Below are 23,400 nucleotides of genomic sequence, written 5' to 3'. Positions count from 1 at the left end.
GGGGCAGAGCATGACCACACCCGGAGGCAATGCCGACGCGGCCCCGGACACCGCAGCCGCTGCCGACCGCGGCGCGGAACTCGCCAGGGTCCTGCTGACCGAGGCCCGTGAGGAACTCGTGAAGGCCGACAACAAGGCCGGCCTCATGCTGGCGTCCCTCGGCGCGTCCCTGACCGCCCTGCTCGGCGCGATCGGTGGCGGCGTCATCGACCCACGGGTGTACGCCGTCGTCCCGCAACTCCTCCTCTGGGTGGGCTGCGCCGCCTGCGTACCGGCGATCGTCCTGCTCGGCCTGGCCGTGACCCCGCGGCTCGGAAAGTCCCACCACTTCCGCACCCACTACTTCGGTGACGTCAGGCTCGCGATGTCGGTCACACACCTGGAGCGCACGGTCCGCCGCACCGACCCGGTGTCCCGGGATCTGAGCCAACTGGCGGCCCTGTCCCAGATCGCCTGGACCAAATACCGCTGCATACGCCACGCGCTGGCCTGGAGCACGGCCTTCTACACGCTCACACTGCTGGGCATAGTGGCGGGAGCGTCGACATAGCAGCGTACCGGCCGGGCGAAGACAGGTCGCCCGACCGCAGAGCGCTCGGGCGGGATTCGCCCAGCTCCCAAGCGGCCCCCGGAAACAGGTCAGGGACCCGGTCCGCTGAGCGGATCGGTCCCCTGACCTGGTGTTTCGGCTGTCGGGGTGGCGGGATCTGAACCCACGACCTCTTCGTCCCGAACGAGGTCCGGTTGGCGAGGCTGCCAGCTTCGATGGCGTTTCCGCAGGTCGGATGGGTGGCATCGGTTGGTGCCACGTGGCTTAGAGGGGGCTCGGGGAGCAGGCCGGCTCCCAGACGGCTCCCAGCCCGGTCCGCGCCGCCCTGGCCGAGTCGCGCCCTACCTGGGAATCGTCCGGTCTGATGCCATGACTGGGGGAGCGGGGAGGGCCACTATCGGGCTGGGGGTGCTGTGGGGACGTCCACGCGGTGGGAGGGGCCGAACGGCGACCGGTGGAGTTCCGCTGCGAGACGGCTGGCGCGCTGGCGGGCGGACTCGCGCAATGCGGATCAGCGTCTGGAGGAGATCGCCGCGGACCATCTGCGTGCCCTGCACGAGACGCTCCGTGCCGATCGGTCGGCTTTCGGATTGTACGACGCGGCCTGCGCGGCCGGTGAGCGGCTCGCCGGGGCCCTGAGCTCGCTGGCCGCTGAGGGCGCCGAGTCGGCGGACGCGCTCGTCGCACGTCTCGTCTTAGAGGTCGGCGGAGAGGGTGGCACACTCGCCGACGCCGCGGTGCGCAGGGGTGTGGCCGCTGCGGTCCGCGATGTCCGCGACAGGCACCCCGAACTGGACGACGCCATGAGCGGGGACAGCGCGGGCGGCGGCTTCGCCTGGGACATCCTGTGCGATCTCTACCAGATCTTCTTCGCCGACATGGTGGGTGAATTCCTCCGGTCCGTTGTTGCCGAGCACGTCAAACTGGCAGTGCCGGTGCTCATCGCGACCGATCCGGAAGGCAGGATCGCCGGCTGGGTCGCGGAGAAGACGGTGGACCTGGTGCCGAATCCCTGCGAGGTGGCCGCTGAAGCGACGGATCTCGCAGAGACCGTGGACACCGCGCAGCCGGTAGTGGGCGGTGCGTTGGACCCGTCAGCCGTGCTGCCCAAGATCGCCGCGTCGCTGGTACCGCGGGCGGTCGGCAGGGTACTCGGCCTGATCACTGACGAGATCACCGGAGAAGAGGGAGCCGCGGCATGACCGGGTCCGACCATTTCCTCTGGTGGCGCGGCCACCGCGGGGACCGGCCTCGCGATGCCCGCTGGGCGGAGATCGGCGAGGAAGCCTTCCAGGAGAAGGAGCGCCGCGTCACCGGCCGGCACCACCTGCCCGGTCCGGTCCCCGACTGGGCCGAGGACCTGTTCCGCGTCGCCAGGGCCGCGTTCATCGCCGACAAACACGTACGCCGGACCGGCGTCCAGGACCGGTGGACCCGCCGCATCAGTCTCACCGTGCCCGTCGCAGAACACGGTCGGTGGCAGAGCGCAGCCGTCCGCACCCACTTCACCGCGCTCCTCCAGATCCTCACCGGGGACCATTGGAATGTGGACTTCCGGCCTCTCGCCGGCCATCGGGTCGAGGAGGCGATGATCTTCCCCGGCGACCCCCGTGCCTCGGAAGTCGCGCTGTTCTCCGGTGGGCTGGATTCCCTCAGCTGGGCCGCCACCCGCTCGCGCGCCGACGACCCCCGGCCGCTGCTGCTCGTCATGTTCCGTGAGATCGGCTTGCTGCGTCTCCAGCAGCGGGTGTACAAGGCCGTCGAGCGACTGGGCGGACCACGGCCGGTGATGCTGCTACCGATGAGCCAGACCCCGGCGGGCGACGGCACCGGGCTGCGGCTGGAGACCTCCTCCCGCACCCGCGGCCTGCTGTACGCGGCGGGAGCGATCCGTGCCGCCACCGCGCACGGAGTGGCCACCGTCCACATCCCCGAGAACGGCCAGGTCGCCCTCAATCCACCTCTGACGCCCGCGCGTTCGGCCGCCTGCTCCACCCGTTCCGTGCACCCGCGGACACTGGCCGGTCTGAACTCTGTGATTGCCGCCGTGAGCGACGCCGGGAGTGCGGTACGGGTGGTCAATCCCTTGGCGCAACTGACGAAAGGCGAGGTGTGCAGGGCAGGGCGCGACGCGGGCCTCACACCGGCAGACCTGGAGTCCACCCTGAGCTGTGGCAAGCCGCCCACCCGCCGCAGCGGTGGCCCTCCCATCGCCAACTGCGGCGTCTGCTTCCCGTGCCTGCTGCGCCGCTCCGGGCTGCTCCACGCGAACGGCACCGACGGTACCCGGTACGAGGCATCGCCCTGGGCGAACGACCTCCCCCTCAACCGGGGCACCGACTGGCGTGCCCTGCAGCGGTGGCTGCTCGGCCGGTACACCCTTACGGATGTGCTCACCGATACTCCGTTGCCGCCGGGTACGGATCCGGCATCGGCGCTCGATGTCATCAGGCGCGGGCGGGAGGAACTGGCCCGGCTGCTTCAGCCGGCGGCTGCGGCCGAGGCAGCCGGTGCGGCGTAGGCGGCACCGGCGAGACCTGCTCTTACCGGACCGGAATCGGTCCGCCTCGGCGGCGGGGGATCGTGCCTCCTGCTGTCAGTGGTGTGCTCACCGGTCCGCAGACGTCCGGGCCGGCCTGGCCCGCCCCGTGATACATTGAGTCATGTATATTGATACATCGATTGATGTATATGAGGGTGGTGCTCATGAGCAGAACCGTCATCGACCTCGACGACGACGCCCTGGAGGCAGCGGCAAAGGAGCTGGGCACTTCCACGAAGCGGGACACCATCAATACCGCCCTGCGGGAGATCGTGGCCCGCAACCGCCGCCTGCGAGCCCTGCACGAGTTGCAGGACCTCGCGGAGGAAGGCGCCCTCGACGCCGAACTCCTCCTTGACAAGCGCAACTACCGAGGTGGCTCCGCCCGGTGAGCGTGGCCGACTATCTCATCGACACGTCGGCCCTGGTCCGCATCCTGCTGCGCCAGGCAACCGAGGACTGGGAGCAGCGGATGGGCGCCGGACTGGTCGCACTGTGCGACCTCACCGAACTGGAAGTGCTCTACTCGGCACGTTCCGAGAAGGACCGTGAAGCCATCCAGGGACGACTGAACCAGTTCACCTGGTTTCCCATGCCCGACGGCGTCTACCGGCGCGCCCGCGTCGTCCAGCGCGAGCTCACCGCCAAGGGTGAGCACCGCAGTGCCGGAGCCGTCGATCTTCTCGTGGCCGCGGCCGCGGAAGAAGCCGGACTCACACTGCTGCACTACGACCGGGACTTCGAAACCATCGCCCGCACCACCGGGCAGCCGGTCCGAATGATCGACATCAGGTAGCCGGTTGGCTCTCGGATGGCTTCCGGAACCCCGGGCCCACATCTTGAGCATCTGCCCGTGCCTTCAGGCGTTCCCACTCCCGGCCGACAGGTCGTCCACCAGAAGGTCGAGGGTGGACTCCATCAGGGCGTTGTCGTACGCGTCGCCGACAGATCCGATGCTCGCCGCGATGCCGGCGGCGTCCAGGTGTTGCGACGACCACTTGAATCCGCCCTGGCTGCCCACGTCGCTGTGGTGTATCAACTCGCCCCGAGCATAAGGATATTTATCGCGGTCGCGCTGCCACAGCGCCATCTCCAGAGCGTCCAGGACGAGCTGGGTCTCCATTCGAGCCGGGGCGGTTCAATGCGTGTCCGTCCAGCCGAACCTTCGGCAGTATTCCGTAGGCGTCTGACAGAGGGGGTGGGCATCAGCCAGGGGCGCACCGGACCATCTCGCAGCTCTGCTCTTGGGGCCTCACGGACGGTCAACCGTCCGTGAGGATCTTGTTGGCCCTGTCGACGTCGAGATACTCGGGGTCGAAGGGGCCGTCGAGCCACTCGGTGATGAGCTGATGCTGTTCGTGCTCGGGATCCGCGACAGCGGCGAGGAGTTCTCCGTAGCCCCAGGGCCCGCCGCAGTCCTCGGGAGGGCAGGCACGGCGGCCGGTAACACAGCGGGGATAGGCGGTTCCCGGAACTCCGTTGAGGGCTTTCTCGATCTGGATGTGGTGGAGCCAGTTGTCGCCGAAGTCGTAGGTGTAGCTGATCCTGTCGCCGACGGCCGGGGCCACCGATAGGAGCGACACCTCACGTTCGTCATGGTGGCCGAGTTCGGTATCGGGGTACCCGAAGGCTCCCATGGGCGTCTCGAAGACGTGCAGGTGGTAGTCCTCCCAGCCCATCGCGGTCTGGATCACCCGGTGCAGACGGTCCAGAGGGGTGTCGGCGGGCACCTGCAGACGGCGCCAGATCGGCGGGCGGATGTCGGCCAGGGTGACCTTGATCTGGAGGATGGTCCCAGCAGGCATGGAGGGAATGTCCCTTCACGGAGTGGACGAATGCGCTCGTGATCTGTGAAAGATCGCTGCCGTGCAACCGGCGGGACTCGCGCGGCCTCGTGCCTGGAGCCGGCCGGTGGCAGGGCAGCCGAGCTCAGGGGAAGGTAGCAAGCCACTGCGACTCGCGGGTACTGGGAGCCGGGGAACGAGGTCGGCTCCCAAGCGGCCTTCAGGAACGGGTCAGGAGCCCGATCCGCTGAGCGGATCGGGACCCTGACCTGGTGTTTCGGCTGTCGGGGTGGCGGGATTTGAACCCACGACCTCTTCGTCCCGAACGAAGCGCGCTGCCAAGCTGCGCCACACCCCGTGTGCAACGAGGACTACTTTAGCCCACGCCCGCGCTCAGGAGAAATCCGGTTTCGCGGGATGCGGGTCGGCGCGGCGGAGTGGGTCAGGGGCGCTCGATCAGGGTGAGGAGGGTGGCTTCCGGGGGGCAGGCGAATCGGAAGGGGGTGTAGCGGTTGGCACCGCAGCCCGCCGAGACGTGGAGGTAGGAGCGGTGGCCGTCCACCTCGTGATGGGACAGGCCGCGGGCCCGGTCGGTGTCAAGGTCGCAGTTGGTGACCACGGCGCCGTAGAAGGGCACCCGGAGCTGGCCTCCGTGGGTGTGGCCGGCGAGGATCAGCGGGTAGCGGTCGGCGGCGAAGGCGTCCAGGGCGCGCAGATACGGGGCGTGGACCACGGCGAGGGGGAAGTCGGCGCCCTGCTCGGGGCCGCCGGCCACCTCTTCGTAGCGATCGCGCTTGATGTGCGGGTCGTCCAGGCCGGTGAGGGCGATCTCCTCGCCGCCGTCGAGCTTGATCCGGCCACGGGTGTTGGACAGGCCGACCCAGCCCGCCGAGTCGAATGCGTCGCGCATCCCCTCCCACGGGTTGTGGACGGCGCCTACGACCGGGGGGTTGCCGTTGAGGCCGTGGCGGCCGCTGGCCTTCTCCAGCAGGTAGCGGGCGGGGTTGCGCGGCCGGGGGCCGTAGTAGTCGTTGGAGCCGAAGACGTACGCGCCGGGGAACTCCATCAGCGGGCCGAGCGCGTCCAGGACCTCGGGGACGGCCTCCGGGTCGGAGAGGTTGTCGCCGGTGTTGACCACGAAGTCGGGGCGCAGTCCGGCCAGCGACTGGAGCCAGCGCCGCTTCTTGCGCTGGCCGCCGACCATGTGGATGTCGGAGACCTGGAGCACGCGCAGCGGCCGCATCCCGCGTGGCAGTACGGGCACCGTCACGCGCCTGAGGCGGAACGAGCGGGCTTCGATGCCCACCGAATAGACGAGGCAGGCCGCGCCTACCGCCGTGATACCGAGGGGGACCTTGAGGGAGAGCGGGTATTGCGCACGCATGATCCCATCGTCGCAGACACGGGGGCGGGGCGCGGACGCACGGGCGGCGGAAATGGCGCGGGCGGACGGGCGAAGGACGGCGGAAGGGTGTGGGGACAGGGCGTGGGAGGGGGTACGGAGGGGCGCGGAGGGGGAGGCGCGGCACAATGCGGTGGGCGTCGGGCTCCGCGTCCTGGCAGACTTCCGGCATGACCACGCTCAAGACCCGGCTCCAGGACGACCTCACCGCGGCGATCAGGGCGCGCGACGAGCTGCGCTCCTCCACTCTCCGCCTCACGCTGACCGCGATTCAGAAGGAGGAGGTGGCGGGTGAGAGCGCCCGTGAACTGTCCGACGCCGAGGTCGAGAAGATCATCACTCGTGAGGCCAAGAAGCGGCGCGAGGCGGCGGACGCGTTCGCCAGGGGCGGGCGCGCCGAGCAGGCCGGGCGGGAGCACGCGGAGGGCGAGGTGCTCGCCGAGTACCTGCCCAAGCAGCTCACCGACGAGGAACTGGACGCGCTGGTGGCCGAGGCCGTGGCCGAGGCCAAGGAGGCTGGGGCCGAGGAGGCCGGGGCCGAGGGGCCGAGGGCCATGGGCGCCGTCATGAAGATCGTGAACCCGAAGGTGGCGGGACGCGCGGAGGGCGGCCGGGTGGCCGCCGCTGTCAAGAAGCGCTTGGCGGGCTGACCGCGGGCCCGCGGGCCGCAGGGAAGCGGAGCAACGGCGCAGGGGCCCCGGAACGGGGCCCCTGCGTGTGTGTCTTCTGGCTGCCTTCGTGCGGACCGTGTCGGCTACCGCGGGCTCCAGCCGCCGTCCTGACCGGAGGTCTGCCAGCCCCCGCTGCCGCCGCCCACGTCCCAGCCCCCGGTGGTGGAGGTGGCGCCGACGCCGTCGTCTCCGTTGCCGCCTCCGGTGTCACCGCCGGTCACACCACCCACGGTGGTGCCGTCGGTGGTGCCGCCCATGGTGCTGGCGCCTCCGCCGCCGCCGGGGCCCCCGTCTCCGCCTCCGCCGATGACGCCGGGCGGGAGGGAGATGCCGGGGAACGGGTTGCCGGGACGGCGGTCGCCGGGCTTGTCGTCGTCCCCGCCGCGGTCCCGGTCGTTGTCCTCCTCCTTCTCGTCGGTGTCGGCCCGCGGCACCCGGACACCGTTGAAGGACTCGACGGGCTCGCCCTTCAGGGCCCCGAGCATCGCGGTCTTCCAGATGGGACCGGGCAGGCAGCCACCGCAGACCTTGGCGTAGTAACGGCCGCCGATGGTGAGGTTGTACATCTCCATCGGGGTGCCGACGTCGTCGCCGACCCAGACGGCGGTGGAGAGGTTGGGGGTGTAGCCGACGAACCAGGCGTCCTTGCGGAAGTCCGTCGTACCGGTCTTGCCCGCGTTGTCACGGTCGGTCAGGCCGGCCGCGGTGCCGGTGCCGTCCTCCACCACGCCCTTGAGCATCTCGTTGATGGAGTCCGCGATGTGCTCGGACATCGCCCGCTCGCACTTGGTCCTGGGGACCGGGATCTTCTTGCCGTCGGCGTCGGTGATCCTCTCGATCGCCACCGGCGAGCAGTAGGTGCCGCGGTTGGCGAACGTGGCGTACGCGGCGGCCATGGTCAGCGGGCTGCTGTTCTGGCCGCCCAGGATCATGGCGGGCAGCTGCTCGAGGGGCTTGCCGTCGCCGCGCTTGACCCCCATCTTCTCGGCCATCTCCACGATGTCGCACAGGCCGACCTTCTGGCCCAGGTCGACGAAGTAGGTGTTGATCGACTTGCCGAGGGCGCCCGTCATGTCCCAGGTGCCCTTCTCGGACTCCAGTTCGTTCTGGACAGGCCACTCGCCGTTGCCGTAGGGCTTGTTGCCGCAGACTTCGAAGCCGCTCTTCTCGAAGACGGTCTTCCAGTCGCTCTTGTAGGTGCTCGCGGGGCTGATGCCCTGGGTCAGCGCGGCCGCGGCGACGATCGGCTTGAACGTCGAGCCGACCTGGAAGCCGCTGGTGCTGCCGCCCATGTCGTTGTCGACCGAGAGGTTGAGCAGGGTCTGGTTCTTGTTCTGGTCCAGGCCGTACGGGCGGCTCTGGGCCATCGAGAGGATCTTCCCGGTGCCGGGCTCGACCTGGACCACGGCGGTGGCCACCGGGTCGTCCTCGTAGACCATTTTGGTGGCGGCGTCGGCGGAGGCCTTCTGCGCCTTGGGGGAGAGCGTGGTGCGGACGGTGAGGCCGCCGCGCTTCCAGAGATCCCTGCGCTCCTCCTCGGTCTTGCCGAAGACCGGGTCGGTCAGGATGACCTTGCGGACGTAGTCGCAGAAGAAGCCCGCCTTGTCGACGGAGGTGATGCAGCCGCTCCTGGGCTTGCTGACCTTGAGGCCCAGCTTCTTCTTCTTGGCCGCCGCGACGTCCGCCTTGGTGGCGGCCCCCGTCTCGGCCATGCGGTTGAGCACGATGTCGCGGCGTTCGACGGCCCGGTCGGGGTAGTTGACGGGGTCGTAGTAGGTGGGGGACTGGACGAGTCCGGCCAGCAGCGCCGCCTCGTGGAGCTCCAGGTCGGCGGCGTTCTTGGAGAAGTAGCGCCGGGCGGCGGCCTCGACGCCGTACGCCTGCTGGCCGAAGAACGTGATGTTGAGGTAGTTCTCGAGGATCTGCTCCTTGTCGAGCTCCTCCTCGATCTTGATCGCGTACTTCAGTTCCTGGATCTTGCGGCCGAGGGTCTGCTGGGTGGCCTCGGCGACCTTCTCCTGGTCGTCGCCGGCCTGCTCCACGAAGACGTTCTTGACGTACTGCTGGGTGAGGGTGGAGCCGCCCTCGGCGACTCCACCCTGCTGCGCGTTCTTGTTCAGGGCGCGCAGCACGCTCTTGAGGTCGATCGCACCGTGCTCGTAGAAGCGGGAGTCCTCGATCGCGACGATCGCCTTCCGCATGGTGGGGCTGATCTTCTTCAGCGACACCACCGTGCGGTCGCGGTAGTAGTCGGTCGCGATGACGTTGCCCTCGGAGTCGAGGATCTGGTTCTTCTGGCTCAGCGGGGGGCGCTTGAAGTCCATGGGGATCTCGTCGAAGCTCTCGACGGTGCCCTTGGCGGCCAGCCCGAGGCCGCCGGCCACGGGCAGCGCGATGCCCGCCAGCACCGCTCCCGAGAGCACGCTGATACCGAGGAACTTGGCGGCCTGTTGGGTCCCGGACAGTCCGCCACCCGAGCGCTTGTTTGCCATGAGGGCAGCCTACGTTCTCAATCGCCGGACAGGTGTGCGTGTGTTCGCCTACGCTGTACCACGTCTGACACGGTCGTTCGGTTCCTTGTCAACTCAAGGTTCACTCCATCGAGTGTGGAGCTGTGACCGAATTGCAATCCTATGTCAGGAAACATTCGACTCCATGCTCTTGAGGTATGGGGTCATTGTTCGCTTTTGGGTGAATGGTCGATATCGTTCTCAGGTCACTCCGTTGGGTGATCTGCCGCGCACCCATAGTCCGTTCGGACCATTCAAGATTGGGCCCGTCGGGGGTGTTGCGCTCCTGCCGCCTTCCGTAACGTCCTGCACTGGCAACGGTGAACATGCCGTCTGCCGCCGTGGGGGAGCCTCGATTCGGGAGAGGACGGCGCCGGCATGGGCTGGGTTACCGACTGGAGCGCGCAGGCGGCCTGCCGCACTGCGGATCCGGATGAACTGTTCGTACAAGGGGCGGCACAGAACCGCGCCAAGGCGGTCTGCACCGGATGCCCGGTGCGCACCGAGTGCCTGGCCGACGCTCTGGACAACCGTGTGGAGTTCGGTGTCTGGGGCGGGATGACCGAGAGGGAACGGAGGGCGCTGCTGCGCCGCCGCCCGACGGTCACCTCCTGGCGGCGGCTGCTCGAGACCGCGCGCTCCGAGTACGAGCGCAGCGCGGGTCCGCTGTCCGTGGAGGTCGAGATGCGCGATCACGAAGCGCGGCGGTACAGCGGCGACTACGCCGCCGCGGGCTGAAACCAGGACCTGAGGGACCCGAGGACTGAGAGGGCCCCGGCGGGAACCCGGGCATCGGCCATGGCCCGGTGGTACGGCCAGTGCCGCGTCGGCCAGGGTCTGCCCGGTGGCGAGGCGCCCCGGTGCGTGCGATCGCCAGGCGGCCGGAAACCGCACGTAGTTGTCCCACCTGGGCTTTCGGCCAACACGGCGAGCGTGCGTGCCAGGGCGGCGAGCGGGGTGAACCCTGACCGACGCGGCACTAGGCGGGCTCGACGCCGGGCTGCTCCGCCAGACGCCCGCCGATCGCCCGCAGCCCGTCCAGGTCGTGCACATCACCCGGCAGCGCGGCGACCTCGGCCACCGGCACCTCCGGGTGCAGCGCGGCGAAACGGTCGCGTGTGCGCCGCTCGCGCGCCAGTACGTGCATCCGCTCCGCGTGCAGCCTCAGCATGCCCGCGGCCAGCCGTTCGGCCGTCGCGGGGGAGGAGGGGGAGTCCTCGGGAGAGCCGTCGTGGCCCACGCCGGCCCCGGAGCCGTCACCGGAGGCGGACCGGGGCGCGGGCCGTTCATCCCCGCCCTTCCCGGTGGGCTGATCGGCGATGCCGTCCTCCTCGAGATTCTCCGCGGCCGCCAGCGCCCGCTCCGCACCGAGGTGGGCCGCCTCGCTGCCGTGCATGCGGTTCAGCACGAGCCCCGCCAGCGGCATCCGGTCCGCGGCCAGCCGCTCGACGAAGTACGCCGCCTCGCGCAGCGCGTCGCGTTCCGGGGCCGCCACCACCAGGAAGGCCGTGCCCGGCGCCTGGAGCAGCCGGTACGTGGCGTCGGCGCGGGTACGGAACCCGCCGAACATCGTGTCCATCGCCGCCACGAACGTCTGCATGTCGCGCAGCAGCCCCGTACCCAGCAGCTTGTTGAGCAGCCCGGTGAACACCGACAGCCCGGACACGCCCAGGTTCACGAACTTCAGGCCCGCCCGGCCGCCGGCCTTCGCCGGAGCCGTCAGCAGCCTGATGAACCGCCCGTCCAGGAACGACCCCAGGCGCTTGGGCGCGTCCAGGAAGTCCAGCGCGGACCGGCTCGGCGGGGTGTCCACGACGATCAGGTCCCACTCGTCGTCCGCGCGGAGCTGGCCGAGCTTCTCCATGGCCATGTACTCCTGCGTCCCCGCGAAACCGGCCGACAGCGACTGGTAGAAGGGGTTCTCCAGGATCGCCCGGGCCCGCTCGGGGTCGGTGTGGGCCTCGACGATCTCGTCGAAGGTCCGCTTCATGTCGAGCATCATCGCGTGCAGCTCGCCGCCCGGCACGCCGTCGACGCCCTCCACCCGGCGCGGGGTGTTGTCCAGTTCGGTCAGGCCCATCGACTGGGCCAGCCGGCGGGCCGGGTCGATGGTGAGGACGACGACCTTCCGGCCGCGCTCGGCCGCGCGTACGCCCAGGGCCGCGGCCGTCGTCGTCTTGCCCACGCCGCCGGCGCCGCAGCAGACCACGATCCGGGTGCCGGGATCGTCGATCAGCGCGTCGACGTCCAGCACCGGGAGCGTGCCCAGCCCGTGTGCCTGTCCCTGAGTCCGGCCCTTCGCCCGGCCCTGTGCCCGTGCGGTCCCCGCCTCGGCCGTCCGTGCCGTCACCTCGCCACCCCCCGTTCACGCAGCTGTTCGCGCAGCTCGCCGGCGAGCAGGTAGACGCCGGGCAGGTCGGCGCCCTCGGCCAGCAGCTCCAGTTCGTACCCGGGCAGTTCCAGCCCGGCTATCTCCGACCGCAGTTCGTCCTCCAGCGCCAGCCGTTCGGCGTGCTCGTGGGCCTGGCGCAGCAGCGGGTCGATCAACTGCTCGGCCCTGCCGCCGCGCCGCGCGCCGCCCAGACCCGCCCGGGACAGCGCCTTGGCGATCTCGGTGCGCGACTCCTCGGCGGCCCGCACCGACGCCCGGCCCAGCACCGCCGGCCGCGTCATGTTGACGAACACGCCGCCGACCGGCAGCCCGGTGGCACGCAGCTCGGCCACACCGTCCACGGTCTCCTGGACGGGCATCTCCTCCAGCAGGGTCACCAGGTGCACGGCGGTCTCGGACGACTTGAGCACCCGCATCACGGCCTGGGCCTGGTTGTGGATCGGGCCGACCCGGGCCAGCCCGGCCACCTGGTCGTTGACACCGAGGAAGCGGGTTATCCGCCCGGTGGGTGGCGCGTCCATGACCACCGCGTCGTAGACGAAGGCACCGCTTCTGGCGCGACGGCGCACCGCCTCGCAGACCTTGCCGGTGAGCAGGACGTCGCGTACGCCGGGTGCGATGGTGGTGGCGAAGTCGATCGCGCCGAGCCTCTTCAGGGCCCGCCCCGCGCCGCCGAGTTTGTAGAACATCTGCAGGTAGTCCAGCAGCGCCTTCTCCGCGTCGACGGCCAGCGCGTACACCTCGCCGCCGCCCGGTCCGACGGCGATCTTCCGTTCCTCGTACGGCAGCGCCTCGGTCTCGAAGAGCTGGGCGACGCCCTGCCGCCCCTCGACCTCCACCAGGAGTGTGCGTCTGCCCTCCTCGGCGAGGGCGAGCGCGAGTGCGGCGGCGACCGTCGTCTTTCCGGTCCCGCCCTTGCCGGTCACCACATGCAGCCTGCTCACCCTTCGGAGCCTAACCACCGGACGGGGGGAGTACGCGTGCGGATGGGCCATGGAGGTGCGCCCCGGACTCCCCGCGGGCGGACCGGAGCGGCGGGACACCGGGGGGAGGGCGCGCGGGCGGGGTGCGGGGGAGGGGCTAAGGTCGGCCCCATGACGAAGTGGGAATACGCGACCGTGCCGCTGCTCGTGCACGCGACCAAGCAGATCCTGGACACCTGGGGCGAGGACGGCTGGGAACTGGTCCAGGTGGTGCCCGGCCCGAACAACCCCGAGCAGCTCGTGGCGTACCTGAAGCGGGAGAAGCGGTGAGCGACGCGCGCGGCTCGGTGGAGTCCAGGCTCGCGGAGCTGGGGCTGACCCTGCCGGAGGTGGTGGCGCCGCTGGCGTCGTACGTTCCGGCGGTGCTCTCCGGTTCCCACGTGTACACCGCCGGACAGCTGCCGATGGTCGGCGGCGCGCTGCCGGTGACCGGCAAGGTCGGCGCCGAGGTGACGCCGGAGGAGGCCAGGGACCTGGCCCGGATCTGCGCACTGAACGCCCTGGCGGCGGTGAAGTCGGTCGCCGGAGACCTGGACCGGATCGCCCGGGTCGTCAAGGTGGTCGGCTTCGTCGCCTCCGCCCCGGACTTCACCGGCCAGCCCGGCGTGGTCAACGGCGCCAGTGAGCTGCTGGGCGAGGTGCTGGGCGACAGGGGCGTGCACGCGCGCAGCGCGGTGGGGGTCGCGGTGCTGCCGGTCGACGCGCCGGTCGAGGTCGAGATCCAGGTCGAGCTGGCGGACTGAGCCGCCGGCCGGCCCGGTACGTCCGGGGCGGGCAGCGGTGTCCGGGGCCCGCACTCGAACATCGCGGCCCGCGGCCGTACGATCCGGCCATGTCGTCAACGCCGCCGCCGTCCGCGTCTCCCGCCCGGCCGCCCGTGCCCCCGCGCGACGGGCAGTGGTATCCGCCCGAGTGGCCCGAGCGCATCCGTGCCCTGGCGGAGGGCCGGCTCACGCCCGTGCCCCCGCGCCGGGCGGCGACCGTGATGCTGCTGCGGGACGCCGGGGGCGGGCCGGCCGTCCACATGCTGCGCCGGCGCGCCTCCATGGCCTTCGCCGCCGGTGCGTACGCCTACCCCGGCGGTGGCGTGGACCTCCGTGACGAGGGCGCGGTCGCCTGGGCCGGCCCGGCGCGCGCGCAGTGGGCGCGGCGGCTCGGGGTGGAGGAGGCGGTCGCGCAGGCCGTCGTGTGCGCCGCCGTGCGCGAGACCTTCGAGGAGGCGGGCGTCCTGCTGGCCGGCCCGGACCCGGACACGGTCGTCGCCGACACCACCGGCGAGGACTGGGAGGCGGACCGGGCCGCCCTGGTGACCCGTGAGCTCTCCTTCGCCGACTTCCTCGCCCGCCGCGAACTGGTCCTGCGCAGCGATCTGCTGGGCGCCTGGGCGCGCTGGATCACCCCGGAGTTCGAGGCGCGGCGCTACGACACCTGGTTCTTCGTCGCCGCCCTGCCCGAGGGGCAGCGCACCCGCGACGTCTCGGGCGAGGCCGACCGCACGGTGTGGATCCGCCCCGCGGACGCGGCCGCCGCCTACGACCGGGGCGAGCTGACGATGATGCCCCCGACGATCGCCACCCTGCGGCAGCTCATGCCGTACGCCGGCGCCGCCGCGGCGCTGGATGCCTCCGGTGAGCGGGACCTGGCGCCCGTACTGGCCCGGGCGAGTCTGGAGGACGACGGGGCCGGCGGGCAGCGGGTGGTGCTGAGCTGGCCGGGGCACGAGGAGTTCACCAAGCACGTGCCCGCGGCCCGGCGGACGGCGGAGGGCGCGCCGTGACCGACGCCTCCGCCCTGCCCGGGCAGCCGCGCGGCGGCGCCATCGACGGCACGGGCACCGCCCGCGCGGTGTGCGTGCTGGCGCCGAACCCCTCGCCGATGACGCTGGACGGCACCAACACCTGGATCGTCGCCGAGCCGGACTCGGCGTCGGCGGTCGTCGTCGATCCCGGTCCGCTGGACGAGGGGCATCTGCGCCAGGTGATCGACACCGTCGAGCGGTCGGGCCGGCGGGTGGGGCTGACGCTGCTCACCCACGGCCACTGGGACCACGCCGAGGGCGCCGCCCGCTTCGCCGAACTGACGGGGACGGCCGTACGCGCGCTCGATCCGGCGCTGCGGCTGGGGGACGAGGGGCTGGCGGCCGGTGACGTGGTGACCACGGGTGGCCTGGAGCTGCGGGTGGTGCCCACGCCGGGACACACCTCCGACTCGCTCAGCTTCCACCTGCCCGCCGACAAAGCGGTGCTGACCGGCGACACCGTCCTGGGGCGCGGCACGACGATGGTGGCCCATCCCGACGGGCGGCTGGGCGAGTACCTGGACTCGCTGCGGCGGCTGCGCTCGCTGACCGTGGACGACGGCGTGCGCACGGTGCTGCCGGGGCACGGGCCGGTGCTGGACGACGCGCAGGGGGCCGTCGAGTACTACCTGGCGCACCGGGCGAGCCGCCTGGCGCAGGTGGAGACGGCCGTGGAAGCGGGCCACCGGACGCCCGGGGAGGTCGTGGCGCACGTCTACGCGGACGTGGACCGCTCGCTGTGGCCCGCCGCCGAACTGTCGGTGCGGGCGCAGCTGGAGTACCTGGAGGAGCACGGCCTGGTGTGACAGGCCGTGCTCCGGGCGGGAGAGGCTCCCCGGCCCGGGGGCGGGAGGGCGGGACTCAGCGCGAGCGCTTCGCCAGCCGCTCCACGTCCAGCAGGATGACCGCCCGGGCCTCCAGCCGGAGCCAGCCGCGGCTGGCGAAGTCGGCCAGCGCCTTGTTGACGGTCTCGCGGGACGCGCCGACGAGCTGGGCCAGCTCCTCCTGGGTGAGGTCGTGCACCACGTGGATGCCCTCCTCGGACTGCACGCCGAAGCGGCGCGACAGGTCCAGCAGGGCCTTGGCGACGCGGCCGGGCACGTCGGAGAAGACCAGGTCGGACATCGAGTCGTTGGTGCGGCGCAGACGCCGGGCGACGGCGCGCAGCAGCGCGGTGGCGACCTCGGGGCGGGCGTTCAGCCAGGGCTGGAGGTCGCCGTGGCCCAGACCGAAGAGCTTGACCTCGGTCAGCGCCGTGGCGGTGGCCGTACGGGGGCCCGGGTCGAACAGGGACAGCTCGCCGATCAGCTCGCCGGGGCCGAGAACGGCCAGCATGTTCTCCCTGCCGTCCGGGGAGGTGCGGTGGAGCTTGACCTTGCCCTCGATCACGACGTAGAGCCGGTCGCCCGGGTCCCCCTCGTGGAACAGGGCCTCGCCCCGTGCGAGCGTCGTCTCCGTCATGGAGGCACGCAGCTCGGCGGCCTGCTCGTCGTCAAGCGCCGCGAAGAGCGGGGCGCGCCGCAGAACGTCGTCCACGAGTTCTCTCCTTGTCCACGTGCCCACGGGTCTGTCGCCCCCATGATGCCGGACGGTGAAACAGTGCGATCAGTCACAAGTTTGACGCACCCGGCGTCCGGCGTGTGCGCCAGGGGTCCGATCGGGCCCCGAATCGGCGGTGAACGGGGCGGATGTCGGCGCTCCCCCGTACGCTGGCCGGGTGTCCAACACGCCGGTGAGACCGGATGGAAAGGGGGCGTACGGGTGACGGTGTCCCGCGACCCATCCCAGAATTCCGCCGCGGGCGAACGGAAGTCCGCCGAACGGGTGGCGGAGGAGAAGCCGCCGAGAGCGGCCGGGGGAGGAGGCGAGAAGGCGGGGAGCAGGCCGGAGACACGGCTGGCCATGGTCCGCCGCGCCCGGCGCATCAACCGCGAGCTGGCCGAGGTGTACTACTACGCCCACCCCGAGCTGGACTTCGACAACCCCTTCCAGCTGCTGGTGGCCACGGTCCTCTCCGCTCAGACCACCGATCTGCGGGTCAACCAGACCACCCCCGCCCTCTTCGCCGCCTACCCCACGCCGGATGAGATGGCCGCGGCCGACCCGGAGCGGCTGGAGGAGCTGATCCGGCCCACCGGGTTCTTCCGCAACAAGGCCAAGTCGCTGCTGGGGCTCTCCGCGGCGCTGCGCGACCGTTTCGGCGGCGAGGTGCCGGACAACCTGGAGGACATGGTCTCCCTGCCCGGCGTCGGACGTAAGACGGCGCATGTGGTGCTGGGGAACGCCTTCGGCAGACCGGGGCTGACGGTGGACACCCATTTCGGGCGGCTGGTGCGCCGCTGGAGGCTGACGGAGCGGACCGATCCGGAGAAGGTCGAGGCCGAGATCGCCGGGATCATCCCCAGGAGCGAGTGGACGATGTTCTCGCACCGGGTCGTCTTCCACGGCCGCCGCGTCTGCCACTCCCGCAAGCCCGCGTGCGGCGCCTGCCCGATCACGCGCCTGTGCCCCTCGTACGGCGAGGGCGAGACGGACCCGGAGAAGGCGAAGAAGCTGCTGAAGTACGAGATGGGGGGCATGCCCGGCCAGCGGCTCAGGCCCCCTGCGGACTACCCCGGGCAGCCCGCGCCGCCGCTGGGCGCCTGAGCGGGGTTCGGATGAGGGAAGCACAGGAGAAGCACAGGGGCTCCTTCGCCGGTCCGGCGGCCGGCCCGGTGGCCGTCACCGACCAGGGGCTGCCGCACTGGCTGCGCCCGGTGGCCGATGTGGCGTCGACGGTGCGGGCGGGGCAGCTCAGCCGCTTCCTGCCGCCCAGCGACGGGGGCGGACGGCAGTCCGCGGTCCTGGTGCTCTTCGGCGATGGCGGCGCCCGCGGAAGCGGCACCACCACCGGTGGCGGGAACGGGGGGACGACGGGCGCGGGGGCCGGGCCGGAGCTGCTGCTGATGGAGCGGTCCTCCAGCCTCCGCTCGCATGCCGGGCAGCCGTCCTTCCCCGGTGGCGCCCTCGACCCGGAGGACGGCGACCCCGAGGGCGACGGGCCGCTGCGCGCCGCGCTGCGGGAGGCGGAGGAGGAGACCGGACTCGACCCGTCGGGGGTGCAGGTCTTCGGGCGGCTGCCGCGCGTCTACATCCCGGTGAGCGGGTTCGTCGTCACGCCCGTACTGGGGTGGTGGAGGGAGCCGAGCCCGGTGGCCCCGGTGGATCCGGCCGAGACGGCCCGGGTCTTCACCGTCCCCGTGTCCGACCTCGCCGATCCGGCGAACCGCGCCACGGCCAGACACCCCAGCGGCTACCGCGGTCCGTGCTTCCTCGTCAGCGACGCGCTGGTGTGGGGCTTCACGGCCGGGATCATCGACCGGATCCTGCACTTCGCCGGATGGGAGCGGCCGTGGGACACCGGCCGCAGCGTCCCCCTGGACTGGCGCGCATGAGACGGTGGGCGACGTGAACGTGCTGGACGTACTGCTGCTGCTCTCCGCCGTGTGGTTCGCGGTCGTGGGCTACCGCCAGGGCTTCGTGGTCGGTGTGCTGTCGGTCGCCGGTTTCCTCGGGGGCGGGCTCGCCGCGGTCTATCTGCTGCCGCTCGTCTGGAACGAGTTCACCGACGGCGCCTCACCGGGGACGGCGGGTGCGATCGCGGTGGTGGCGGTGGTGATCGTGTGCGCTTCGGTCGGGCAGGCTTTCACCACCCACCTGGGCAACCGGCTGCGCCGGCACATCACCTGGTCGCCCGCCCGGGCCCTGGACGCCTCCGGCGGAGCCCTGGTGAACGTCGCGGCCATGCTGCTGGTCGCCTGGCTGGTCGGCTCGCTGCTGGCCTCCACGGCCGTGCCCGTCGTCGCCCGGGAGGTCCGCGGCTCCGCGGTGCTGCACGGTGTCTCCCGGGTACTGCCGGACAGCGCCGACACCTGGTTCACCGACTTCACCTCGGTGCTCGCGCGCAACGGCTTCCCGCAGGTCTTCTCGCCGTTCGCCAACGAGCCGATCACCTCGGTGGAGCCGCCGGACCCGGCCCTGGCCGGCAGCCCGGCCGTGGCCCGCGCCAAGCGGTCCATCGTCAAGGTACTGGGTACCGCCCAGAGCTGCGGCAAGGTGCTGGAGGGCACCGGTTTCGTCTTCGACCGCGGCCGGGTGATGACGAACGCGCACGTGGTCGGCGGCGTCGACGAGCCGACCGTGCAGGTCGGCGGCGAGGGCCGACTCCACGACGCCACGGTCGTCCTCTACGACTGGGAGCGCGACATCGCCGTACTCGACGTGCCGTCACTCCAGGCCCCGGCTCTGCGGTTCGTGGAGGACGACGCGGAGACCGGCGACGACGCGATCGTCGCGGGCTTCCCGGAGAACGGCGGGTTCGACGTCCGCTCCGCGCGGGTACGCGGCCGTATCCAGGCGACCGGCCCGGACATCTACCACCGGGGCACGGTGCGCCGCGATGTCTACTCCCTGCACGCCATGGTCCGGCAGGGCAACTCCGGCGGTCCGCTGCTGACGCCCGACGGCAGGGTCTACGGTGTCATCTTCGCCAAGTCCCTGGAGGACGAGAACACCGGTTACGCACTCACCAACGACGAGATCCGCCAGGACATCCTGCAGGGGCAGGCGTCCCGGGGGCCGGTGGACAGTCAGGGATGCGCGATGTGAGGACCGGATTCCACCGGTCCTCGACCGCGCTCGCCGGTCCTCGCCTCAGCCGCGCGTATGGCGCAGCCGCGCGCCGACCCAGCGGGCGCGGCGGCGCAGGATGTGAGGGATGCCGAGCCGGGGATCGCGGAGATCGCCGAGATCGCGGTGGTCCCGCGCGGAGCGCGGGGGCGAACCCGGCGCGCCGCTCTGTTCCCGGATGTTGCGTGACACGTCACGGTGGTCGTGCGTCCAACCCATACTCCGGACTCTGCCCGTGCCTCAAGGTCGGTAATCACCCAATGGTCCGTCAATTGACCTATGCGGGCGTCACGTGCTCTTATCATCGGTCTGGTTCGGGGTCCTTGAGCCAGTCGACGAGCTCACCGGTGAACGCCTTCGGGTCCTCCTCGTGGGGGAAGTGGCCAAGCCCGTCGAACAACCGCCAGCGGTACGGGGCCTCCACGTACTCGCCCGATCCCGCCGCGCTGCGGGTGCGCATCACCGGGTCGAGCGAGCCGTGCAGGTGGAGGGTGGGGACACGGACCGGCCGCTTCATACGGCGGTTGAACTGGAATCCGTCCAGGCGTGCCAGTGAGCGGACCATCCAGCGGTACGGCTCGATCGAGCAGTGCGCGGTGGAGGGGACGCACATCGCCCGCCGGTAGACCTCGACCGTGTCGTCCTCCGGCAGGCGGGGCCCGGACCATTCCCGCAGCAGACGGCCGACCAGCGCTCCGTCGTCCGCCACCAGGCGCCGCTCGGGAACCCAGGGGCTCTGGAAGCTCCAGACATGCGCTCCGGCCGCGGTCTGCCGCAGGTCGCCCAGCATGGCCGCGCGCCAACGGCGCGGGTGCGGCATCGAGGTCACGGCCAGACGCCGGACCAGCTTCGGGCGCATCACCGCCGCCGTCCATGCCAGGTAGCCGCCCAGGTCATGGCCGACGAGAGCGGCATCCGGCTCGCCCAGGGAACGGATCACGCCGGTGACGTCGAGGGCGAGGTTGGCCGGGTCGTAGCCGCGGGGGGTGCGGTCGCTGCCGCCCACACCCCTCAGGTCCATCGCGACCGCGCGGTAGCCCGCCTCGGCGAGGGCGGGCAGCTGGTGCCGCCAGGACCACCAGAACTGCGGGAAACCGTGCAGCAGCAGGACCAGCGGACCCTCGCCCATCTCGGCGATGTGGAAGCGCGCACCGTTGGCGGCGACATCCCGGTGCGTCCAGGGCCCGTCCATCCGGATGACGGAGGAGGGGGTGCCGGAGTGGTTCACGCCTGTCACACCTGCCGCTGCCGTGTCTGCCGTGTCTGCCGTGTCGGTCGTCTCCGCCGTGCCTGCCGTGCCCGTGTCGTCCGCGCCGTCAGGGCTGTCCGTGCTGTCCGTGCTGTCCGTCATGCGGAAGAGCGTGTCACGTGCTCGACGGCCATGGGTTCCGCCCCGACGGCCTTGGGCTCCGTCCGCGCGGCCGGAACGATCCGGGGGTGGGGTTTGACACCCGACAGCACGGCCGCCGACTGCTTGGCCGAGGCGATCGAGCGCTTGGGCGGCTTGACCTTGGTCAGCTTGGCCTTGGCCAGCAGCAGGAGCACGAGCGCGATCAGCAGGTACGCGCTCCCCACGATGGTGAACGACCAGGCGAGCCCGAGCCCCAGGTTGTGGATGCCGTGGGCCGCGGCGAAGCTGAAGACCGGCAGCGAGAAGAGCACCAGGACGCCGGCGGCGATGGCCGCACCGCTGCCGATCGCGCCGCGCTTGACGTCTTGCCGGAGTTCGGCCTTGGCCAGCGCGATCTCCTCGTGGACCAGTGCGGACAGTTCGGTCGTCGCCGAGGCGACCAACTGACCGATGCTGCGGCCGTCGTCGGCTGGGCTCATTTCATGCTTCCTCTCGTCGTGGCGGTCGATGGCTCTGCACCAGGGTCTGCATCATGCCGGACCGTGGTGCCCGCCGCCGCACACGGTGTCGGCGAGCCGTCCGCGCGTGCGGGCGGAGACAGCGGACAGGGGCGCCCGGCAGTTTGGACTGGATGAGGGTCATCACCGTGGAGTCGGTGAGTGTGGTGACGTCTCCCAGATCCCGGTTCTCGGCGACATCACGCAGAAGACGGCGCATGATCTTGCCCGAGCGGGTCTTGGGCAGCTCGTCGACCGGCAGGATGCGCCTGGGCTTGGCGATCGGGCCGAGGTGCTTGGCCACATGGCCGCGCAGTTCCTCCACCAGACCCTCGTCCTCGGCGGCGTTGCCGCGCAGGATGACGAAGGCGCAGATGGCCTGGGTGGTCTGCGGGTCGGTGGCTCCGACGACCGCCGCCTCGGCGACCTTCGGGTGCGAGACGAGGGCGGACTCGACCTCGGTGGTGGAGATGTTGTGACCCGAGACCAGCATCACGTCGTCCACCCGGCCCAGCAGCCAGATGTCGCCTTCCTCGTCCTTCTTGGCGCCGTCACCGGCGAAGTAGCGGTTCTGGAAGCGCGACCAGTAGGTGTCCAGGTACCGCTGGTCGTCGCCCCAGACCGTCCGGAGCATCGACGGCCACGGCTCGGTCAGGACGAGGTAGCCGCCGGAGCCGTCGGGCACCTCCTTGGCCTCGTCGTCCACGACCGTGGCGGAGATGCCGGGCAGCGGCACCTGAGCCGAACCGGGCTTGGCCTCGGTGACACCCGGCAGCGGGCTGATCATGATGGCACCGGTCTCGGTCTGCCACCAGGTGTCCACCACCGGGGTGCGGTCGCCGCCGATGTTGTGGCGGTACCAGACCCAGGCCTCGGGGTTGATCGGCTCACCGACCGAGCCCAGCACCCGCAGCGAGGACAGGTCGAACTTCGCCGGGATGTCGTCGCCCCACTTCATGCAGGTGCGGATGGCGGTCGGGGCGGTGTAGAGGATCGTGACCTTGTACTTCTCGACGATCTCCCACCAGCGGCCCCTGTGCGGGGTGTCGGGGGTGCCTTCGTAGATCACCTGGGTGGCGCCGTTGGCCAGCGGACCGTAGACGATGTACGAGTGGCCGGTGACCCAGCCGACATCGGCGGTGCACCAGTAGACGTCCGTCTCCGGCTTGAGGTCGAAGACGGCGTGGTGGGTGTAGGCCGTCTGGGTGAGGTAGCCGCCGGAGGTGTGGAGGATGCCCTTGGGCTTCCCCGTGGTGCCGGAGGTGTAGAGGATGAACAGCGGGTGCTCGGCCTCGAAGGCCTGGGAGGTGTGCTCCTCGGACTGGCGGTCCACCAGCTCGTGCCACCACAGGTCCCGGCCCTCGGTCCAGGCGGTCTCCTCGCCGGTGCGGCGGACGACCAGGACGTTGCGCACGTTCTCGGTGCCCGGCTGGGCCAGGGCCTCGTCGACGGCGGGCTTCAGCGCGCTGGGCCTGCCGCGCCGGTAACCGCCGTCGGCGGTGATGACGACGCGGGCGTCGGCATCCTGGATGCGGGTGGCCAGGGCGTCGGAGGAGAATCCGCCGAAGACCAGGGAGTGGGGGGCGCCGATGCGGGCGCAGGCCAGCATCGCCACGACGGTCTCGGGGATCATGGGCATGTAGATCGCGACCCGGTCGCCGGTCTCGACACCCAGCTCGATCAGGGCGTTGGCGGCCTTGGAGACCTCGCGCTGGAGGTCGGCGTAGGTGATCGCCCGGGTGTCGCCCGGCTCGCCCTCGAAGTGGATGGCGACCCGGTCGCCCAGGCCCGCCTCGACGTGGCGGTCGACGCAGTTGTGGGCCACGTTGAGCCGGCCGTCCTTGAACCACTTGGCGAAGGGCGGGTTGGACCAGTCCAGAGTCTCGGTCGGCTCGGTCTCCCAGCTCAGACGGCGGGCCTGCTCGGCCCAGAAGCCCAGCCGGTCCGCTTTCGCCCTTTCGTACGCCTCCGCGGTGACGTTGGCGTTCGCTGCCAGCTCGGCGGGCGGCGCGAACCTCCGTTCCTCCTTGAGCAGATTGGCCAGGCTTTCGTTGCTCACGACATCTCCCTTTCCCAGGGTGTCTGGTGTGTCCCGCGTCATAGCAGACCAGCCCTTGTCGCCCCCTGACAAGGGTTGTCCGGCAAGTGGTGTAGACCTCTTGCGCTCAGGGGTCGGCGCCGGCCGATGAGCGGCCGACGAGCGGTCGAACGGCTTGTCCTCCCGCTCCTCACCCTGCTGTCGGCCGCCGGTC

The 23,400-nt window shown here is 71.1% G+C and carries 25 protein-coding genes and 1 tRNA gene; 14 read left to right on the top strand and 12 right to left on the bottom strand.

All coding sequences use genetic code 11. The annotated features are described in order from the left end of the window. Nucleotides 1-10: 10 nt before the first annotated feature. From AC2CJA_RS00595 to AC2CJA_RS00575, 5 genes are all read left to right on the top strand, one after another. On the top strand, nt 11-550 hold the full coding sequence (locus AC2CJA_RS00595; RefSeq protein WP_484600625.1) for a Pycsar system effector family protein: 540 nt from the start codon (nt 11-13) through the stop codon (nt 548-550). A 413-nt stretch (nt 551-963) separates the two neighbouring features. Beyond that, a complete protein-coding gene (locus tag AC2CJA_RS00590; protein WP_484600624.1) occupies nt 964-1,752 on the top strand; it encodes a hypothetical protein in 789 nt (262 codons plus the stop codon). Next, the gene (locus AC2CJA_RS00585; RefSeq protein ID WP_484600623.1) at nt 1,749-3,071 is read left to right on the top strand and encodes a 7-cyano-7-deazaguanine synthase; all 1,323 of its coding nucleotides are present in this window, start codon (nt 1,749-1,751) and stop codon (nt 3,069-3,071) included. Before AC2CJA_RS00590 ends, AC2CJA_RS00585 begins: the two co-directional genes overlap by 4 nt. Before the next feature lie 185 nt (nt 3,072-3,256). Continuing rightward, complete coding sequence (locus AC2CJA_RS00580; RefSeq protein ID WP_484600622.1) at nt 3,257-3,484, top strand: type II toxin-antitoxin system VapB family antitoxin; 228 nt, start codon at nt 3,257-3,259, stop codon at nt 3,482-3,484. Next, nucleotides 3,481-3,888: a PIN domain nuclease gene (locus tag AC2CJA_RS00575; RefSeq protein WP_436740931.1), complete on the top strand. Its 408-nt coding sequence runs from the start codon at nt 3,481-3,483 to the stop codon at nt 3,886-3,888. The genes AC2CJA_RS00580 and AC2CJA_RS00575 overlap by 4 nt, the downstream gene beginning before the upstream one ends. 63 nt (nt 3,889-3,951) lie before the next feature. On the opposite strand, the gene AC2CJA_RS00570 is transcribed toward AC2CJA_RS00575, so the two are convergent. The 4 genes from AC2CJA_RS00570 to AC2CJA_RS00555 all read right to left on the bottom strand — a co-directional run bounded on the left by AC2CJA_RS00570 (nt 3,952) and on the right by AC2CJA_RS00555 (nt 6,260). Beyond that, on the bottom strand, nt 3,952-4,215 hold the full coding sequence (locus tag AC2CJA_RS00570; protein WP_484600621.1) for a hypothetical protein: 264 nt from the start codon (nt 4,213-4,215) through the stop codon (nt 3,952-3,954). Between the two features lie 139 nt (nt 4,216-4,354). Next, nucleotides 4,355-4,897 (bottom strand): plasmid pRiA4b ORF-3 family protein, encoded by a 543-nt coding sequence (locus AC2CJA_RS00565; protein WP_484600620.1) that lies wholly within the window; start codon nt 4,895-4,897, stop codon nt 4,355-4,357. Between the two features lie 263 nt (nt 4,898-5,160). Continuing rightward, nucleotides 5,161-5,234 (bottom strand) — tRNA-Pro (locus tag AC2CJA_RS00560). Between the two features lie 84 nt (nt 5,235-5,318). Continuing rightward, entirely contained in the window at nt 5,319-6,260 is a 942-nt protein-coding gene (locus AC2CJA_RS00555) for a metallophosphoesterase (RefSeq protein WP_484600619.1), read from the bottom strand. A 188-nt stretch (nt 6,261-6,448) separates the two neighbouring features. Here AC2CJA_RS00555 and AC2CJA_RS00550 point away from each other — a divergent pair, with 188 nt between their 5' ends. Continuing rightward, nucleotides 6,449-6,928: a GatB/YqeY domain-containing protein gene (locus AC2CJA_RS00550; RefSeq protein ID WP_484600618.1), complete on the top strand. Its 480-nt coding sequence runs from the start codon at nt 6,449-6,451 to the stop codon at nt 6,926-6,928. Between the two features lie 104 nt (nt 6,929-7,032). Here the strand turns inward: AC2CJA_RS00550 and AC2CJA_RS00545 are convergent, their stop codons facing one another. After that, nucleotides 7,033-9,441, bottom strand: coding sequence for a transglycosylase domain-containing protein (locus AC2CJA_RS00545; RefSeq protein ID WP_484600617.1), 2,409 nt, complete (start codon nt 9,439-9,441; stop codon nt 7,033-7,035). Nucleotides 9,442-9,837: 396 nt separating this feature from the next. Between AC2CJA_RS00545 and AC2CJA_RS00540 the strand changes: the two genes are divergently transcribed. After that, nucleotides 9,838-10,197: a WhiB family transcriptional regulator gene (locus AC2CJA_RS00540; protein WP_484600616.1), complete on the top strand. Its 360-nt coding sequence runs from the start codon at nt 9,838-9,840 to the stop codon at nt 10,195-10,197. Between the two features lie 241 nt (nt 10,198-10,438). Here the strand turns inward: AC2CJA_RS00540 and bagB are convergent, their stop codons facing one another. Together bagB and bagA are read right to left on the bottom strand one after the other, a co-directional pair. After that, nucleotides 10,439-11,728: an ATPase BagB gene (gene bagB / locus AC2CJA_RS00535; protein WP_484600638.1), complete on the bottom strand. Its 1,290-nt coding sequence runs from the start codon at nt 11,726-11,728 to the stop codon at nt 10,439-10,441. 77 nt (nt 11,729-11,805) lie between these two features. Then, on the bottom strand, nt 11,806-12,795 hold the full coding sequence (gene bagA / locus AC2CJA_RS00530; protein ID WP_484600615.1) for an ATPase BagA: 990 nt from the start codon (nt 12,793-12,795) through the stop codon (nt 11,806-11,808). 150 nt (nt 12,796-12,945) lie between these two features. On the opposite strand from bagA, the gene sp36 reads away from it, so the two are divergent. The 4 genes from sp36 to AC2CJA_RS00510 all read left to right on the top strand — a co-directional run bounded on the left by sp36 (nt 12,946) and on the right by AC2CJA_RS00510 (nt 15,438). Beyond that, nucleotides 12,946-13,104 carry a Sp36 family protein gene (gene sp36 / locus AC2CJA_RS00525; protein WP_010470378.1) on the top strand — a complete coding sequence of 53 codons (159 nt, stop codon included), beginning with the start codon at nt 12,946-12,948 and terminating at the stop codon, nt 13,102-13,104. Beyond that, a complete protein-coding gene (locus AC2CJA_RS00520; RefSeq protein ID WP_484600614.1) occupies nt 13,101-13,577 on the top strand; it encodes a RidA family protein in 477 nt (158 codons plus the stop codon). Before sp36 ends, AC2CJA_RS00520 begins: the two co-directional genes overlap by 4 nt. Before the next feature lie 89 nt (nt 13,578-13,666). Continuing rightward, a complete protein-coding gene (locus AC2CJA_RS00515) occupies nt 13,667-14,611 on the top strand; it encodes an NUDIX hydrolase (protein ID WP_484600613.1) in 945 nt (314 codons plus the stop codon). Continuing rightward, a complete protein-coding gene (locus tag AC2CJA_RS00510; protein WP_484600612.1) occupies nt 14,608-15,438 on the top strand; it encodes an MBL fold metallo-hydrolase in 831 nt (276 codons plus the stop codon). Before AC2CJA_RS00515 ends, AC2CJA_RS00510 begins: the two co-directional genes overlap by 4 nt. Nucleotides 15,439-15,493: 55 nt before the next feature. Here AC2CJA_RS00510 and AC2CJA_RS00505 read toward each other — a convergent pair whose 3' ends face one another. Further along, on the bottom strand, nt 15,494-16,168 hold the full coding sequence (locus AC2CJA_RS00505) for a Crp/Fnr family transcriptional regulator (protein ID WP_093657459.1): 675 nt from the start codon (nt 16,166-16,168) through the stop codon (nt 15,494-15,496). A 366-nt stretch (nt 16,169-16,534) separates the two neighbouring features. Here AC2CJA_RS00505 and nth point away from each other — a divergent pair, with 366 nt between their 5' ends. The 3 genes from nth to AC2CJA_RS00490 are packed head-to-tail and all read left to right on the top strand — an operon-like array spanning nt 16,535 to nt 19,279. Next, on the top strand, nt 16,535-17,278 hold the full coding sequence (nth, locus tag AC2CJA_RS00500) for an endonuclease III (RefSeq protein WP_484600637.1): 744 nt from the start codon (nt 16,535-16,537) through the stop codon (nt 17,276-17,278). An 11-nt stretch (nt 17,279-17,289) separates the two neighbouring features. Then, complete coding sequence (locus AC2CJA_RS00495; RefSeq protein ID WP_484600611.1) at nt 17,290-18,066, top strand: NUDIX hydrolase; 777 nt, start codon at nt 17,290-17,292, stop codon at nt 18,064-18,066. Between the two features lie 13 nt (nt 18,067-18,079). Continuing rightward, entirely contained in the window at nt 18,080-19,279 is a 1,200-nt protein-coding gene (locus AC2CJA_RS00490; protein WP_484600636.1) for a MarP family serine protease, read from the top strand. Nucleotides 19,280-19,324: 45 nt separating this feature from the next. Here AC2CJA_RS00490 and AC2CJA_RS00485 read toward each other — a convergent pair whose 3' ends face one another. The 4 genes from AC2CJA_RS00485 to acs all read right to left on the bottom strand — a co-directional run bounded on the left by AC2CJA_RS00485 (nt 19,325) and on the right by acs (nt 23,207). Next, nucleotides 19,325-19,519: a hypothetical protein gene (locus tag AC2CJA_RS00485; RefSeq protein ID WP_484600610.1), complete on the bottom strand. Its 195-nt coding sequence runs from the start codon at nt 19,517-19,519 to the stop codon at nt 19,325-19,327. Between the two features lie 82 nt (nt 19,520-19,601). Continuing rightward, entirely contained in the window at nt 19,602-20,492 is an 891-nt protein-coding gene (locus tag AC2CJA_RS00480) for an alpha/beta fold hydrolase (RefSeq protein ID WP_484600635.1), read from the bottom strand. Nucleotides 20,493-20,647: 155 nt separating this feature from the next. Beyond that, nucleotides 20,648-21,130, bottom strand: coding sequence for a phage holin family protein (locus AC2CJA_RS00475; protein ID WP_484600609.1), 483 nt, complete (start codon nt 21,128-21,130; stop codon nt 20,648-20,650). Nucleotide 21,131: 1 nt separating this feature from the next. Further along, nucleotides 21,132-23,207, bottom strand: coding sequence for an acetate--CoA ligase (gene acs / locus AC2CJA_RS00470; RefSeq protein WP_484600608.1), 2,076 nt, complete (start codon nt 23,205-23,207; stop codon nt 21,132-21,134). Nucleotides 23,208-23,400: the final 193 nt, after the last annotated feature.

The organism is Streptomyces sp. ATLC9 (genome assembly GCF_057196705.1).
The sequence above is the reverse complement of the archived record's forward strand: the minus strand, read 5'-3'. Positions and strand labels throughout refer to the sequence as shown.